The 13,383-nt window shown below is 69.0% G+C and carries 15 protein-coding genes; 4 read left to right on the top strand and 11 right to left on the bottom strand.

What is annotated here, in order from left to right; all coding sequences use genetic code 11:
• Position 1 precedes the first annotated feature (1 nt).
• The 11 genes from flgK to ABB55_RS29835 form a co-directional block, all read right to left on the bottom strand.
• Entirely contained in the window at positions 2–1,735 is a 1,734-nt protein-coding gene (flgK, locus tag ABB55_RS16405; RefSeq protein WP_054359763.1) for a flagellar hook-associated protein FlgK, read from the bottom strand.
• Positions 1,736–1,810: 75 nt separating this feature from the next.
• Positions 1,811–2,275 (bottom strand): hypothetical protein, encoded by a 465-nt coding sequence (locus ABB55_RS16400; protein ID WP_054359762.1) that lies wholly within the window; start codon positions 2,273–2,275, stop codon positions 1,811–1,813.
• A 29-nt stretch (positions 2,276–2,304) separates the two neighbouring features.
• Positions 2,305–2,592 carry a hypothetical protein gene (locus ABB55_RS16395; protein WP_054359761.1) on the bottom strand — a complete coding sequence of 96 codons (288 nt, stop codon included), beginning with the start codon at positions 2,590–2,592 and terminating at the stop codon, positions 2,305–2,307.
• 2 nt (positions 2,593–2,594) lie between these two features.
• On the bottom strand, positions 2,595–3,869 hold the full coding sequence (gene flgE, locus ABB55_RS16390; protein ID WP_054359760.1) for a flagellar hook protein FlgE: 1,275 nt from the start codon (positions 3,867–3,869) through the stop codon (positions 2,595–2,597).
• 11 nt (positions 3,870–3,880) lie between these two features.
• Positions 3,881–4,189: a flagellar hook capping FlgD N-terminal domain-containing protein gene (locus ABB55_RS16385; RefSeq protein WP_054359759.1), complete on the bottom strand. Its 309-nt coding sequence runs from the start codon at positions 4,187–4,189 to the stop codon at positions 3,881–3,883.
• A 381-nt stretch (positions 4,190–4,570) separates the two neighbouring features.
• Positions 4,571–4,816 (bottom strand): hypothetical protein, encoded by a 246-nt coding sequence (locus tag ABB55_RS16380; RefSeq protein WP_054359758.1) that lies wholly within the window; start codon positions 4,814–4,816, stop codon positions 4,571–4,573.
• 160 nt (positions 4,817–4,976) lie between these two features.
• A complete protein-coding gene (locus tag ABB55_RS16375; RefSeq protein WP_054359757.1) occupies positions 4,977–5,360 on the bottom strand; it encodes a flagellar export chaperone FliS in 384 nt (127 codons plus the stop codon).
• Positions 5,361–5,395: 35 nt separating this feature from the next.
• On the bottom strand, positions 5,396–7,102 hold the full coding sequence (gene fliD / locus ABB55_RS16370; RefSeq protein WP_054359756.1) for a flagellar filament capping protein FliD: 1,707 nt from the start codon (positions 7,100–7,102) through the stop codon (positions 5,396–5,398).
• Positions 7,103–7,168: 66 nt separating this feature from the next.
• Positions 7,169–8,002 (bottom strand): flagellin, encoded by an 834-nt coding sequence (locus ABB55_RS16365; protein WP_054359755.1) that lies wholly within the window; start codon positions 8,000–8,002, stop codon positions 7,169–7,171.
• A gap of 137 nt (positions 8,003–8,139) precedes the next feature.
• A complete protein-coding gene (locus ABB55_RS16360; protein ID WP_054359754.1) occupies positions 8,140–8,709 on the bottom strand; it encodes an RNA polymerase sigma factor in 570 nt (189 codons plus the stop codon).
• A 103-nt stretch (positions 8,710–8,812) separates the two neighbouring features.
• On the bottom strand, positions 8,813–9,169 hold the full coding sequence (locus ABB55_RS29835; RefSeq protein WP_152982070.1) for a hypothetical protein: 357 nt from the start codon (positions 9,167–9,169) through the stop codon (positions 8,813–8,815).
• A 382-nt stretch (positions 9,170–9,551) separates the two neighbouring features.
• Between ABB55_RS29835 and ABB55_RS16355 the strand changes: the two genes are divergently transcribed.
• The 4 genes from ABB55_RS16355 (at position 9,552) to kdpA (ending at position 13,383) form a co-directional block, all read left to right on the top strand.
• Positions 9,552–10,703, top strand: a complete 1,152-nt coding sequence (locus ABB55_RS16355) for an iron-containing alcohol dehydrogenase (protein ID WP_054359753.1) — start codon at positions 9,552–9,554, stop codon at positions 10,701–10,703.
• The gene (locus tag ABB55_RS16350; RefSeq protein WP_054359752.1) at positions 10,700–11,152 is read left to right on the top strand and encodes an acyl-CoA thioesterase; all 453 of its coding nucleotides are present in this window, start codon (positions 10,700–10,702) and stop codon (positions 11,150–11,152) included. The genes ABB55_RS16355 and ABB55_RS16350 overlap by 4 nt, the downstream gene beginning before the upstream one ends.
• A 369-nt stretch (positions 11,153–11,521) precedes the next feature.
• The gene (gene kdpF, locus ABB55_RS31290) at positions 11,522–11,608 is read left to right on the top strand and encodes a K(+)-transporting ATPase subunit F (RefSeq protein WP_083463677.1); all 87 of its coding nucleotides are present in this window, start codon (positions 11,522–11,524) and stop codon (positions 11,606–11,608) included.
• Positions 11,609–11,673: 65 nt separating this feature from the next.
• Positions 11,674–13,383, top strand: coding sequence for a potassium-transporting ATPase subunit KdpA (gene kdpA, locus ABB55_RS16345; protein ID WP_054359751.1), 1,710 nt, complete (start codon positions 11,674–11,676; stop codon positions 13,381–13,383).

The raw sequence follows: 13,383 nt of genomic DNA, 5'->3' as shown, positions 1-13,383 counted from the left end.
ATCAGGTGGCGCTCGAAACCATGTCGAGCAGGGTCGAGAACATCTCGTTGGCGACCTCCATGACGCTGGCCGCGGCGGAATAGAGATTCTGGTATTGGGACAGCCGGGCCGTCTCCTCGTCGACATTGACCCCGGTCGAGGAACTCATGGACGCCGACAGGTTGCTTTCGACGGTCTCGGCCGTGGTCAGGGCCGTGTCGGCGCGGGCCGCAACGGCGGCGGCGTCCGAGACGATCGCCGCGGCATAGCCGGCGAGGTCGGTGCTGCGGGCGGACAGCCGGCCGGCCGCCGAAAAGTCCCGCGAGGCCCCCAAGGCCTCGGTCAGAGCCTGCGCGACGGTCTGCGACCCCGACGCCAGCGCGGTCGCCCCGGCCGTGGTCGCGCTGTCGTCGACGCTGCCGAGCGCGAGCCCGCCGGCATCCTCCAGGAGCGCGGCGCGGACGGCGATATCGGCGGCCCCGGTGCCGGTCAGGAGGTCGTTGAAACCGAAGGTCGCCGCGACGGAGGCCGCATCGCTGCCGACGACGGCGTCGCCGCCGAGCGCCACGCCGGTATCCGAGGCGGTGGTCGCGATGGCGAGATGGCCGTCGGCATCGATCGAGGCCGAGAGGCCGCCGATGCCGTTCAGGGCATCGACCAGATCGCCGACGGTCGCATAGGCGGCGAGGTCGAGGTCGCTCGTGCCGACCACCGCGCCGTCCGCATCGAGCACCGCGAGATGCAAGGTTCCCGACCCGCCGAGCGCATCGGTCGCCGCGACCGTCGCCGTGCCGGTCAGGCTTGCCGGCGCCGGCACGGCCGTCCCGGTCGCCGTGACCGCATTGAGCGTATCGATCAGGGCGACCGCGAGGGCATCGAGCGCATCCTGCGTCGCCGGCAGGGTCTCGTCGCGCATGGTGACGAGGGCCGCGAGGGTCCCCGATCCCGGATCGATCGGGCGGCCGTCGACCGTGATCGCGTCCGTTACCGTGTCGGCGGTCATCGCCGCGGCGGCCGAAAAGCTCAGTTCGTGGACACCGGCGCCGACCAGGGTCTGACCGCCGGTGGTGGCGACCGTCATGGCACCGGTATCGGCGACCGTGAAGGTCACGCCGAGCGCGCCGGCGACCGTGGCGAGCGCGGCATTGCGCTTGTCCTCGAGATCGGCGGAGGATTCGCCGCGGGCCCGCGCCGCGACGATGGCGACGTTGAGGTCGTCGATCGTGTGCAGCGCATCGTTGGTTTCCGACACGGTCGCGGCGATGTCGGCATCCGCATCACCGCGGAGGCTCTGGACGGAGGCGGACAGCGAGCGCAGCTGGGTCGCCATGGCATCGGCCGCCAGCACGAATTCGGCCGCCGCCGTGGCATCGGACGGGTCGGTGGCGAGCGCGGAGGCCGCGCTTTCCAGGCTCGTCACCGCGGCGGCGATCGAGGATCCGGCATCGTCGTCGGACGACAGGCTGCCCATCAGGCTCTGCAGGCGGTCGGCATAGTCGGCCGTCGTCTCGGTCGCGCCGAGCTCGCTTGTCGCCGTCATCAGCGCGCGCAGCAGAATCCGGTCGACCTTGGAGGACACCCCGGTGACCGAGACGCCGACGGCGACGCCCTCGGCGACCAGCGAGGACTGCGTCGCCGTCTTGACCGAATAGCCCTCGGTGTCGGCATTGGCGATATTGGCGGCGGTGACGTTGATCTTGACCTGGGCCGCCGTCAGCCCCGAATAGGCGATCCTGCTCGCGACCGAGATGACCATGCTGCTGCCCTCCGGGGCTTTGCCGTCGGATCGGAACCGGCCGCGCCGGCGGTTGGCCGGCGTTTGACCGCCGGGCTAGATGGTGAAGCCGCGCCCGACCGCGGAGCCGGTGCGGAGCGCGGTCGAGCGCGCGTCCTTGCCGTAGACCCGGTCGCGGGCGACGTGATCGCGCAGGGCGGCCATCACGGCATCGACCCGGTGCCGCGTCGCCCGGATGGCGCCATCCAGGCGCGCCATGTTCTCGGCCACGACCGCTTCGAGCCGTTGCGCGCGTTCCATCAGCAGGGCCCGTTCGGGGCTGTGCCGCTCGGCCCGCAGCTGGCCGGTCCCGGACATGTGGCGCATGGCCCGGCCGAGATCGGCGGTCAGCGTCAGCTTGAGCGGGATTTCGGCGGCGGCGGCGACCGGCAGGCCGCCGGCCAGCGCCTGGTTCTCGGCGCTGATCACCTCGATCAGCCGGTCGACCGCCTCGATCATGCGCGCGGTCGAGAGGACGGGCGGCAGCGTATCGTCGCCGGTGGACGGAGAATGGTCGGACATGGCGGATGTCTCGTCGTTCGAGCGGGGGTTCAGCGGCGGCCGGCCGCCAGCGCGCGGGCGGTGCGCAGATAGGCGAGCGAGGCCTGGTTCGAAGCGCTGGCGCCCTCGATCCGGCGGCCGATCCACCGGCGCAGCGGCTCCAGGGCGGCGAGCGCCTCGCTGAGTTCGGCCAGCGCCACCAGGGCGGCGCGCCGGTCGTCCGGACCCAGCCGGCGCGGGTCCGCCTTGCGCACGAACCGTTCGCCGACCATTCCGGCCAGGCGCTCGATCCTGTCGATCAGCAGGTCGGCCCGCACGTCGTCCGGCTGCGGCAGCATGGTCAGCTCACCACCTGCAGCAGGGTCTGGAACATGTCGTTCGCCGTCGACATCACCTTGGAGGCGGCCGAATAGGCCTGCTGGGCGGCGATCATGTTGGAGAACTGCTCGTTGGTGTCGGTGGTCGATGCCTCCAGCGTCGAACCCTGGACCGTGCCGGCCCCGTCCGCGCCGGCCAGATGCAGGGTCGAGGCGCCGGACTCGTCGGTGACCCGATAGACCGCGCCGCTCATGGCCTCCAGCCCGTTGGCATTGGTGAAGGTCGCGACCGGGATCTTGAAGATCGACCGGGTCTGGCCGTTGGAATAGGTCGCGTTGACGGTGCCGTCGTCGGCGACCGCGATGCTCGAGAGGGTGCCGTAGGGCTTGCCGTCCTGCGAGATGGTCGGCGAGACGGTCAGCGTGGAGGCGGACGAGGTGTACTGGCTGAGGCCGTTGGCCGAGCCGGCCGTTCCCAGATCGAGCGTGATCGAGCTATCGGCGGCGCCCGAGGTCCAGCCGGAGACGGTCAGCGTCGGTGGCGACGGGCTGGTCGAGGCCAGCGTGCCGTCGCCGTTGAACGTCACCGTGATGGCGCTCGACGAGACCGTGCCGATCGCGGTCGCGCTGTCGCTGCCCGAGGCGGTCGGATCGGAGAAGGCCAGCGACCAGGTGTTCTCGCCGGTCTTGGTCCAGGTCATCGTCGACTGGGCCGGGGTGCCGAGCGAGTCGTAGAGGTCCATCGTCGACGTGAAGGTGTCGCCGGTCTCGGCATTGGCCGGGAGGTTGGCGACCACCGAGGCTTCCGTGGTCGCCGAAGCCGAGGAGGCGATGCTGTCGATGTCGATCGGGGTCAGATTCTCGGTATTGGTGCCGCCGGTCACCGTGCCGTCGGCATCGGTCGGCCAGCCGAGCAGCGTATAGCCGTTGTTGGTCAGTTCGCCGTCGGTATTGACCGTGAAGGCGCCGTTGCGGGTGTAGTAGAGCGTGTCGGTGCCGTCGCCGGCCGAGACGACGAAGAAGCCCTGGCCGTCGATGGCCAGATCGGTGCTGTTCGAGGTCGATTCCAAGAGGCCCGAACTGGTCACGTTCGAGCGGGTCGCCGCCTGGACCCCGCCGGCCGAATAGCTGCCCGTGACCGTCGATCCGGACGACGTGACCAGGGATTCGAAGAACGAAGCGCTGGTCTTGTAGCCGTAGGTCTCGGCATTGGCGATGTTGTCGGAGGTGACCGCGAGCGCCTGGGATTGGGCGCGCAGCGCCGAGACGGCCGAATTGATCGCACCGGAGAGGCTCATGGCGGGCTCCCTCAGGCGGCCGAAGCGGTCGCGGACGACAGGCTTTCGGCAATCGACGAGACGCTCTCCTGCAGGCTGAGCAGGCTCGAATTCATCTCGGTCTGCTGGGCGTAGCTGGCGAAGGACATCATCTGCGACATCAGTTCCGAGGCGTCGGTCGGATCAGTCGGGTCCTGGTTCTGCAGTTCGGTCGCCAGCAGGCTGAGGAAATCGGCGGTCGTCGTCGACGTGGACGCGCTCGAAGTCGACGAAGTCGAGGACGTCGAGGCGGAGGAGGAGGACGTCGAAAGCAGCGACGACAGCGAGCTGATCGAGCTCATGGAACAACTCCATGCAGGAACATCGGGACAGGCCCCTCGCGGCGGCCGCGGTCGGCGGACGGGACGAGGCCTTGTCTTGATGAAACGGACCGGCTCGGGAAATCAGGCGCTGAAATTCAGCGATGAACTTCATTCCGAAGAATCGATGCTGTCGGCAGTCGTGTAATCGTTAACGAATGATTGTCATGCACGGTCGCCGCAGGACGAATCATCGCCAGCCTTCGGCGCTCGTGGTCGAAGCGTTCGGGGGTTTCACCAGACGGATGGTTATCGGCCGTCGCGATCGAAGCGCGCGGCGCACCGGGCCGGCGGTCGGCACCGACGGGACGTCACCGGACGGAATAGCGCGGGACGGAATCGCGCGGGACGGAACAGCCGTCCCTACCGGGCGGCGTGGCGACGCGGCAGGGCGAAGGCCTTCGCGAAGATGCGGTCGGTGAGACCCGCCGGGGCCGGTGGAACCGGCTCGGCAAAGGCCGCGCGCAGGCGCCGCGCCGCGTCGAGGCAGGCGCTCGCGGCCGGAGAGGTCAGCACCAGTTCGAGCGCCTCCGTCCGCTCGTCGAGCGGCCAGGCGGCGAGATCGTCGCCGCGGAGATCCAAAAGCTCTTCGAACCGGCGAACGTCCATGGCGCCCTGCCTCTTGCGGCCCCCTCGCTCCGGGCATCGGGCCCCTGGCGCCCGCACATCTTTCCCGGAAACGAATATGAACAAGTGTAACACACCGTTTCGGAATGTCTCCCGTCTTTGCGGAAGGCAACGCATTGTTTCCGCATCAACAACCGCCGGGTCAGCCGCCGCGCATCTCCAGCGCCACCTGGACCCAGGCCTCGCGCAGGGACCTGAGGCCATCCATCAGCCGGCGATACCGGGCGACGCGATCCGGCCGGGTATAGGAAATGTGCAGTTGCAGGATATAGCTGTTGTAGACCTTGTGCAGTCGCTCCGCGATGTCGCCGCCGCGCTCGAAGTCGAGCGCGCAGTCGAGCCCGCGCAGAATGGTGGTGACCCGCTGGATCCGCGCGAAGCAGGTCTCGTGCTTGCCTTCCTCCATGGCGCGTACGGCCTGGGTCATGGCCACGATCAATTCGTCATAGACGCGCACGAGCGCCACGGTGGGCGCGACGGCGGCATTGGCCTGGCGATAGGCGGCATTCGCCACTCTCGGATACATGGCGGGGAACCTCGTCGGGGGATGGTGGGGCGGCGTTACGAATCGGTCGACTGCGCCAGCAGCGCCTTGAGATAGGAGAGGGTCGATTCGGCGACCGAGATGGAGGCCTGGATGCGGGCGTAGCGGGCGGTGATGATCGTCCGGTAGGCGTCGGCCCGGCTCTGGATGTCGTCGATCTGGCTCTGGTAGTCGGATTCCTTGGTCGAGAGATTGTCGATCAGGCCGGCCAGGGTGCCGTCGCTCGAATCCGACGCCCCGTCGGCCGCCGTGTAGATGCGCTCGGCGAGACCGCGCGACGTGGTGATGTCGATCGAGGCGGATTCGGTGCCGGTGAAGACCAGGACCAACCCCTCGTAGATCGTTCCGGTCGCCCCGACGATGCGCGAGCCGGTGACCGTGAACAGGCTGTCGTCGCCTCCGACCGAAGCCCCGGTCAGCGTGCCGTCCGCGTCGACCGTGATGTCGATCGTGAAGCTGTCCGGCGCCTCGGTGCCGCGGCGCAGCAGCTGGAGATCGGAGGACGAGGCGTCGAACTGATAGGAGAACAGAGCCTCCAGGGCGTCGAGATCGTCGAGCAGGGCCGATTCGAGCGTATCGGTGTCGAGCACCAGCTTGTTGTCGTCGTCGAAGGTGATGCCGATCGTCGTCAGCGCAGTGTCGTCGAAGCTGAAGGTCAGCGCCGAGGCGAGCGCAGTGTTGATGCTGCGCAGGGTGCTGTCGCCGAACAGGACCGCGTCGGATGAGGCGGTGCCGTCCGAAGACGTGGTCTGCTGGGCGAGCGCGAAGTCGCGATAGGCGTTGTAGGCATCGACGAAGGCGCTGACCGCGTCCTCGACGGCCGAAAGATCGGTGGCGATCTCCAGCGAGACCGCATTGGAGCTGCTCTCGTCGGTCGATGTGACGGCATAGAGATGCAGGGTGACGCCGTCGAGCGCGTCGTCGATGTCGTTGGTCGAGCGGGTCATCTCGACGCCGTCGATCGAAAAGACGGCATTCTGCGCGGCCTGCAGCTCGTCGGCGAAGTTTCCGTCGGCATCGATCACGCCGAGGCTTTCCAGCACGCCACCGCCATCGGTCGCCTCGATCGTCTGCCCCGTCTCGGTCGATGACAGGACCAGCCGATAGGCCGTGTCGGAGACCTTCATCACCGTCGCCTTGACGCCGGTAGCGTCGGTGACGGCGTTGACCGCCTCGGCGATCGCCGCCAGGTCCATGTCGGCGGTGACGTCGATCGTCGCCGAGCCGGTGCCGGCGGTGCCGAGCGTGATCGTGCCGGCCAGCGCAAGGGCCTCGGAACTGGAGGTCTGATCGGCGCTGGAGACGCGGTGCGCCTTGGCGATCTGCGTCACCTTGAGCTCGTAGGTTCCGACATCCGCATCGGTATCCGCCGTCACCGAGACGACCGACGCTGCCGTCACATCGCCCACGGCGGTCAGATAGGCGGTGCGGTTGCGGAAGACGTCGTCGTCGGCCGCAAGGGTGCCGCTCGGCGCGCGCAGGGCCTCGGCGGCCGTCGCGAGGGCGGCCAGCAGGCTCTGCGCTTCCTCGTAGGCGGCCCGCTTGGTCTCCGCCGCGGTCAGCTTGGTCTCGATCGAGTCGGCTCTCGCCAGCTTGGCATTGACCGCCTCCTCGATCAGTCCGTCCCAGTCGATATCGCTCGGATCGGTCGAGGCGTAGCTGGATTTGGTGCTGGACGTCGTGCTGGTCGTGGTCGTCGTCGACGTGCTCGATACCGTGGTCATGACGCGTTCTCACTGCCCCTCGGGTCGGAGCGGCACGCCGGCGGCGGACCGGCGCGCCGCGGACCGTCACTGCAGCAGCTTGAGCAGGTTCTGGGTCAGCTGGTTGGCCGACGAGGCGGCCGAGACCGCGGCCTGGACCATCACCTGGGCGGAGGCGAGCTTGGCCTCTTCGGACGCGATGTCGACATCCGAGATCGCGGAATCGGCGGCCGACAGGTTCTCGACGCTGGAGGCGATCGAGGCCGACGTGAACTCGAAGCGGCTTTCCTGCGCGCCGATCTTGGCCCGGGCGGCCGAGACCGTGTCGATGGCGTCGGTGATCGTGTCGAGCGCCGTGGCGGCGCCGGCCTGGGTGCTGACATCGAGCGCGGCGACGCCGAGATCGGTCGAGGTCAGGCTGTCGATCGTGATGGTGATCGTATCGGTGGTGTCCGAGCCGACGATCACGTCGGTGCCGGTGTCGAACTCGTTGTCGGTGTCGCCGTCGTCGAGCAGGGAGACGCCGTTGTAGCGGGTGCCCGACGCGATGGTGTCGATTTCGTCGATCAGCTGCGAGAATTCCTCGTTGATGTAGCTGCGCTCGGTGTCGCCGACGGTGCCCGAGGCGGCCTCGGTGGCCAGCGCCTTGAGGCGCTGCAGGATGTCGGAGATGTTCGAGGCGCCGCCGTCGGCCGTCTGCAGGATCGAGACGCCGTGCGAGGCATTGGTGGCGGCCTGCTGCAGGGTGGTCACGTCGGAGGAGATGCGCGTCGCGATGGCGAGGCCGGCCGCGTCGTCCGAGGCCTGGGTGATGCGCGAGCCCGAAGCCAGCTTGGACAGCGACTTGCTCTGTTCGGTGGCATTGATGTTCAGGTAGCGGACGGCGGAATTGGCGGCGGTGTTGGTGGCGATGACGGGCATGTCGTGCTCCTGCCGGGAAGAGAACGGCCGAACACCTCTCGGGCGGGGCCGGCGCGGATCACGTCCGCGTACAGTCCTTGAACGGGCCGCCCCGCATCCGGCAGGCGCTGTTTTTGAATGGCCGCGCGGATTTATGGTTAATCAACAGTAAAGGACAGCCGGATATCGGCTTCCGCACCTTTGAGAGCCTTGCGCAACTGCTGCCGGCCGCGCTTCAGAAGCGATTCGACCGCCATGACGGTGGTCTCCATCACCTCGGCAATGTCGGCATTGCTCATATTCTCGTGGTAGGAGAGCACGATCGCGATGCGCTGCTGGTCGGGCAGCCGCGCCAGCGCGCCGTCGAGCAGGGTCGAGACCTGGGCGCGCTGCAAGTCGCCGAGCGTATCCGTCTGCTCGTCGACCGGTTCGGGAGCTTCGCCGATGTCCGCCATGCGCGGGCTGCGGCGCAGGTCGATGCACCGGTTGGCGACCACGCGGTGGAGCCAGGTCGAGAATTTCGCGCGCCCCTCCTCCCAGCGGGCGCCGTGGGTCCAGACCTTCAGGAAGCAATCCTGCACGACATCGTCGGCGTCGGCCGCATTCTGCAGGATGCGCAGGGCGAGCGCATAGGCGCGGTCGATGTGCCGCTCGACCAGAAGGCGGAACGCGGCCTGATCCTCCGCGGCGATCCGACGGAGCAGCGCCTCGTCGTCGTCCTCGACCACGCCGCCTCGGCGCGGCGCCGGAACCGGGCGGGCGCCCGGATCTCCGTCGTCCCCACCCGCCCTGTTCCGCGTCTGCCGGCCCCCCGGAGCGACTGCCGCCATTTCACCCTCCGCCGCCGTCATGCGCCGCTCCCGGAAGCAGCCACGCGGTCTCATCTGTTGAACGGCGGAAACCGACAAACCAGGCGCGAGGATCAAAGTATTTTTGCAATATAAAGACCCGGCAATATTTGCCTATATTCATGTCTCGCTTCCATTTCGCGAGGCACAATTTGCCGAATATAACATATTGAGTAAATCCTGTGCTCTCGTAAATTGATTTCGGAGTTTCAATTGATCGATCGGAAAATCCTGCGCACCCGAATGTCCCGCAATATGGGTTTTCATGCCCAATGTGAGCGCTTGCGGTCCGAAGGGTCTTGAGCGCACCCGCAGGTGCCTGTCTCTCAACCAGGATCATCCGATACTCCGGCCCCGAAACGGCATGGCGACTTTGGCGCCTGGCGCACCACGCCGCCACGAGACTGGGCTGCGTTCCCGCCGGGCTCGGCAGTCCTTGCCGGGCGGCGTTACGGTGCGGCCGGCGATTCGACGGCCCCCCGAGGAGGCCCGCATCGGCCCTTGCCGCGCAATCCCCAAACGATCCGAAGCGGTTGACCGGACGCAGGAATTTTGTATCCGCACGTTTCTCCCGGGCCTGGACCCGAAAGCCGTCCCTCCACCTCTCCGGATTTTCCGCCGCATGGCCCATTGACGCGCCGGCCGTGGGCGGTATCGCCTTGTCGCCGACCGGGACGGCCGGTCCGATCCGGCCGTTCGCCCCACCCGCGAGGATATCGACGATGATCCCGTTCGCCTTCCAGACCACCCGCCATGTCGTCGTCGAACCCGGCGCGTCCGGCCGGATCGGCACCCTGGTGGCGGAACTCGGTGCGCGCCATGTCTTCCTGGTGACCGATCGCGGCATCGAGGCGGCGGGGCTGCTGGAGCCGGCCCTGAAGGGCTGCCGCGAGGCCGGCATCGCGGTGACGGTCCATACCGACGTGGTCGCCGATCCGCCGGAGGCGCTGGTGCTGAAGGCCGTCGAGGCGGCGCGCGCGGCCGGGGCCGATGCGGTCGTGTCGGTCGGCGGCGGCAGCTCGATGGATGTCGCCAAGCTGGTCGCGCTCCTGGTGCCCGGGCGGCAGGCGTTGGCGGACATCTACGGCGTCGGTCTCGCGCGCGGGCCGCGCCTGCCCCTGGTGCTGGCGCCGACCACGGCCGGGACCGGATCGGAGGTCACGCCGATCTCGATCGTGACCACCGGGGCGGGCGAGAAGAAGGGCGTCGTCGCGCCCGTGCTGATCCCGGACGTGGCCGTCCTCGATGCCGACCTGACGCTCGGCCTGCCGGCGCCGGTCACCGCGGCGACCGGCATCGACGCGATGGTGCATGCCATCGAGGCCTTCACCAGCAAGCGGCTGAAGAACCCGGTCTCCGACTGCCTGGCCCGCGAGGCGCTGCGGCTCTTGTCCGGCAACATCGCCGAGGCCTGCCGCAACGGGTCCAATCGGGACGCCCGGCAGGCCATGCTGCTCGGCTCGATGCTGGCCGGGATGGCCTTCGCCAATGCGCCGGTCGCCGCCGTCCACGCCCTCGCCTATCCGGTCGGCGCCCGGTTCCACGTGCCGCACGGGCTTTCCAACGCGCTCGTCCTGCCGGCCGTGCTGCGCTTCAACATGACCGCCGCCGAGGTGCTCTATGCGGAACTGGCCGGGATCGTGGTGCCGGAGGCCGGCGGCTCCGAGGCCGCGCGGGCCGCGGCCCTGGTCGACCGGCTCGGCCGCCTCGGCGGCGAACTCGGCCTGCCGGTGCGCCTGGCGGAGGTCGGCATCACGGCGGCCGACGTGCCGGCGCTCGCCGAGGATGCGATGAAGCAGACCCGGCTTCTGATCAACAATCCGCGCGAGGTCACGCTCGCCGACGCCACGCGCCTCTACGGAGAGTCGCTGTGACCGGCGCCGCGCCCTTGCGCCGCGCGGATTTCCGCCATTTCCGGACCCTCTCGACGCGCTGGATGGACAACGACGTCTATGGCCACGTCAACAACGTGGTCTACTACTCGTTCTTCGACACGGTCGTGAACGGGCACCTGATCGAGGCCGGCCTGCTCGACCCGAAGACGAGCCCGATCATCGGCCTGGTGGTCGAGACGCAGTGCCGCTATCGCGCCTCGCTGGCCTTCCCGGAGCCGGTCGTCGCCGGCCTCAGGGTCGCCCATCTCGGCCGCTCGTCGGTGCGCTACGAAATCGGCCTGTTCCGTGCGGATGCGGACGACAGCGCCGCCGAGGGCCATTTCGTCCACGTCTATGTCGACCGCGCCACGCAGAAGCCGGTGCCGATCCCCGATCCGGTGCGCGCGGCGCTTGCCGCCCTCCTCGCGGACGCCACGCCGGCCGCCTGACCGGGTGGCGAGTTAACCGGACACACTGCCGGATGGCCCCGAGGACCGGCCGCGCCAGAAGCCTTCCGGCCGGGCCTTGACCCGCGCGGACCCTGCCGCATCGCCGTCCATCGCAGCCGACATCCCGCCCCGCCCGGCCTTCCGGGCGGCCGCGGCCGCTTGCGCCCTGCCGCGATCGACGGCCTTACGCTCTCCTTATGCGGGAGCCCCGCATTCCCGATCGAAACCTTACGCCGGACGGCGGCACGGTACGGGCCTCGATTGGAGGAACCCGCCATGTTGGATTTCGTCTTCCTGGGCGTCGGTCTCGGCAGCTTCCTGCTGCTGGCCGCCTATGCGCATGCCTGCGACAGGCTGTGAGGCGCAGCCATGACTGAACCCGGTCTCGCCCTCGTCGTCGCCGTCCTGCTCGGCGGCTATCTGGTCTTCGCCCTCATCCATCCCGAACGGTTCTGATCGCGGAACCGCCTTGCCGGCGGCTGCGCTCGACGGCGAGCGCGGGCTGCCGAGGAGTCTCCCCCATGTCCGCCAATGGCTGGCTGCAGATCGCAGTCACACTCATTCTCGTCGCCACGGCGGCGGTGCCGCTCGGGCTCTACATGGCCCGCGTGCTCGCCGGCGAGCGCCATCCGCTGTCCCGGCTGCTGGGCCCCGTCGAGGCCGCCTTCTACCGGCTGGCCGGCATCGATCCGGCGCGCGAGCAGCGGTGGCTCGGCTATGCCCTCGCCATGCTGGCCTTCAGCGCCGCCGGTTTCGCCGCGCTCTATGCGCTGATGCGCTTCCAGGCCGTGCTGCCGCTGAACCCGCAGGGCTTCGCGGCCGTGCCGCCGGATCTCGCCTTCAATACCGCGGTCAGCTTCGTCACCAACACCAACTGGCAGGCCTATGGCGGCGAGAGCACCATGGGCCACCTGGTCCAGATGGCCGGGCTGACGGTGCAGAACTTCGTCTCCGCTGCCACCGGCATCGCCCTGGCGGCAGCCGTGACGCGGGCCTTCGCCCGCTCCGGCGCGCAGACGCTGGGCAATTTCTGGGTCGACCTGACCCGGACGGTGCTCTACGTGCTGCTGCCGCTGTCGATCCTGCTCGCGCTCGCCTTCGTGCTCGCCGGCATCCCGCAGACCCTGTCGGGCGCCGTCGAGGCGACCACGCTCGAAGGCGCGAAGCAGACCCTCGCGCTCGGTCCGATCGCCGGCCAGGAGGCGATCAAGCAGCTCGGCACCAATGGCGGCGGCTTCCTGAACGCCAATTCGGCCCATCCGTTCGAGAACCCGTCGGCACTCGCCAACGTCCTGTCGATCGCCGCGATGCTGCTCGTTTCGGCGGCGACCGTGGTGATGTTCGGGCGGATGATCGCCGCGCCGCGCCAGGCACGGGCGCTGATCGCCGCCATGGCGATCCTGCTCGTCGCCGGCGTCGCCATCGTCTATGCGGCGGAAAGCGCCGGCAATCCGCTCCTGACCGCGCTCGGCGTCGACCCGCTCCAGGGCAACATGGAGGGCAAGGAGGTCCGCTTCGGTCAGGCGCTGACGGCGCTGTTCGTGGCGGCCACGACCGGGCTTTCCTGCGGCGCCGTCAACGCCATGCACGCCTCGCTGACGCCGGTCGGCGGGCTGGTGCCGCTGTTCCTGATCCAGCTCGGCGAGGTGCTGCCGGGCGGCGTCGGCTCCGGGCTCTACGGCATGCTGGTCTTCGCCGTCCTGGCGGTCTTCGTCGCCGGCCTGATGGTCGGGCGCACGCCGGAATATCTCGGCAAGCGCATCGAGGCGCGCGAGATCAAGCTCGCCATGCTGGCGGTGCTGATCCTGCCGCTCGCCATCCTCGGCTTCTCGGCCGCGGCCGCGCTGCTGCCGGACGCGCTGGCGAGCCTCGCCAATGCCGGGCCGCACGGCCTGACCGAGATCCTCTACGCCTACTCGTCGGCGGCCGGCAACAACGGCTCGGCCTTCGCCGGGCTCAACGCCAACACCGCCTGGTTCAATACCACGCTCGGCATCGCCATGCTGGCCGGCCGCTTCGCCTACGTCATCCCGGTCCTGGCCATGGCCGGATCGCTCGTCGGCAAGACCCGCGCGCCGGCCACCGCCGGGACCTTCCCGACCGACGGCCCGCTCTTCGTCGGCCTGCTGATCGGCGTGATCCTGATCCTCGGCGGCCTCCAGTTCTTCCCCGCTCTCGCCCTCGGTCCGATCGTCGAGCACTTCCTGATGCTCGCCGGCAAGACCTTCTGA

It is taken from the genome of Prosthecodimorpha hirschii, from assembly GCF_001305515.1.
GTDB lineage: Bacteria > Pseudomonadota > Alphaproteobacteria > Rhizobiales > Ancalomicrobiaceae > Prosthecodimorpha > Prosthecodimorpha hirschii.
The sequence above is the reverse complement of the archived record's forward strand: the minus strand, read 5'-3'. Positions and strand labels throughout refer to the sequence as shown.

Coding starts and splice junctions, on each gene's coding strand:
- flgK (WP_054359763.1), bottom strand. CDS start 1,735: ATGGTCATCTCGGTCGCGAGCAGGATCGCCTATTCGGGGCTGACGGCG.
- ABB55_RS16400 (WP_054359762.1), bottom strand. CDS start 2,275: ATGTCCGACCATTCTCCGTCCACCGGCGACGATACGCTGCCGCCCGTC.
- ABB55_RS16395 (WP_054359761.1), bottom strand. CDS start 2,592: ATGCTGCCGCAGCCGGACGACGTGCGGGCCGACCTGCTGATCGACAGG.
- flgE (WP_054359760.1), bottom strand. CDS start 3,869: ATGAGCCTCTCCGGTGCGATCAATTCGGCCGTCTCGGCGCTGCGCGCC.
- ABB55_RS16385 (WP_054359759.1), bottom strand. CDS start 4,189: ATGAGCTCGATCAGCTCGCTGTCGTCGCTGCTTTCGACGTCCTCCTCC.
- ABB55_RS16380 (WP_054359758.1), bottom strand. CDS start 4,816: ATGGACGTTCGCCGGTTCGAAGAGCTTTTGGATCTCCGCGGCGACGAT.
- ABB55_RS16375 (WP_054359757.1), bottom strand. CDS start 5,360: ATGTATCCGAGAGTGGCGAATGCCGCCTATCGCCAGGCCAATGCCGCC.
- fliD (WP_054359756.1), bottom strand. CDS start 7,102: ATGACCACGGTATCGAGCACGTCGACGACGACCACGACCAGCACGACG.
- ABB55_RS16365 (WP_054359755.1), bottom strand. CDS start 8,002: ATGCCCGTCATCGCCACCAACACCGCCGCCAATTCCGCCGTCCGCTAC.
- ABB55_RS29835 (WP_152982070.1), bottom strand. CDS start 9,169: ATGATCCTGGTTGAGAGACAGGCACCTGCGGGTGCGCTCAAGACCCTT.
- ABB55_RS16355 (WP_054359753.1), top strand. CDS start 9,552: ATGATCCCGTTCGCCTTCCAGACCACCCGCCATGTCGTCGTCGAACCC.
- kdpF (WP_083463677.1), top strand. CDS start 11,522: ATGACTGAACCCGGTCTCGCCCTCGTCGTCGCCGTCCTGCTCGGCGGC.
- kdpA (WP_054359751.1), top strand. CDS start 11,674: ATGTCCGCCAATGGCTGGCTGCAGATCGCAGTCACACTCATTCTCGTC.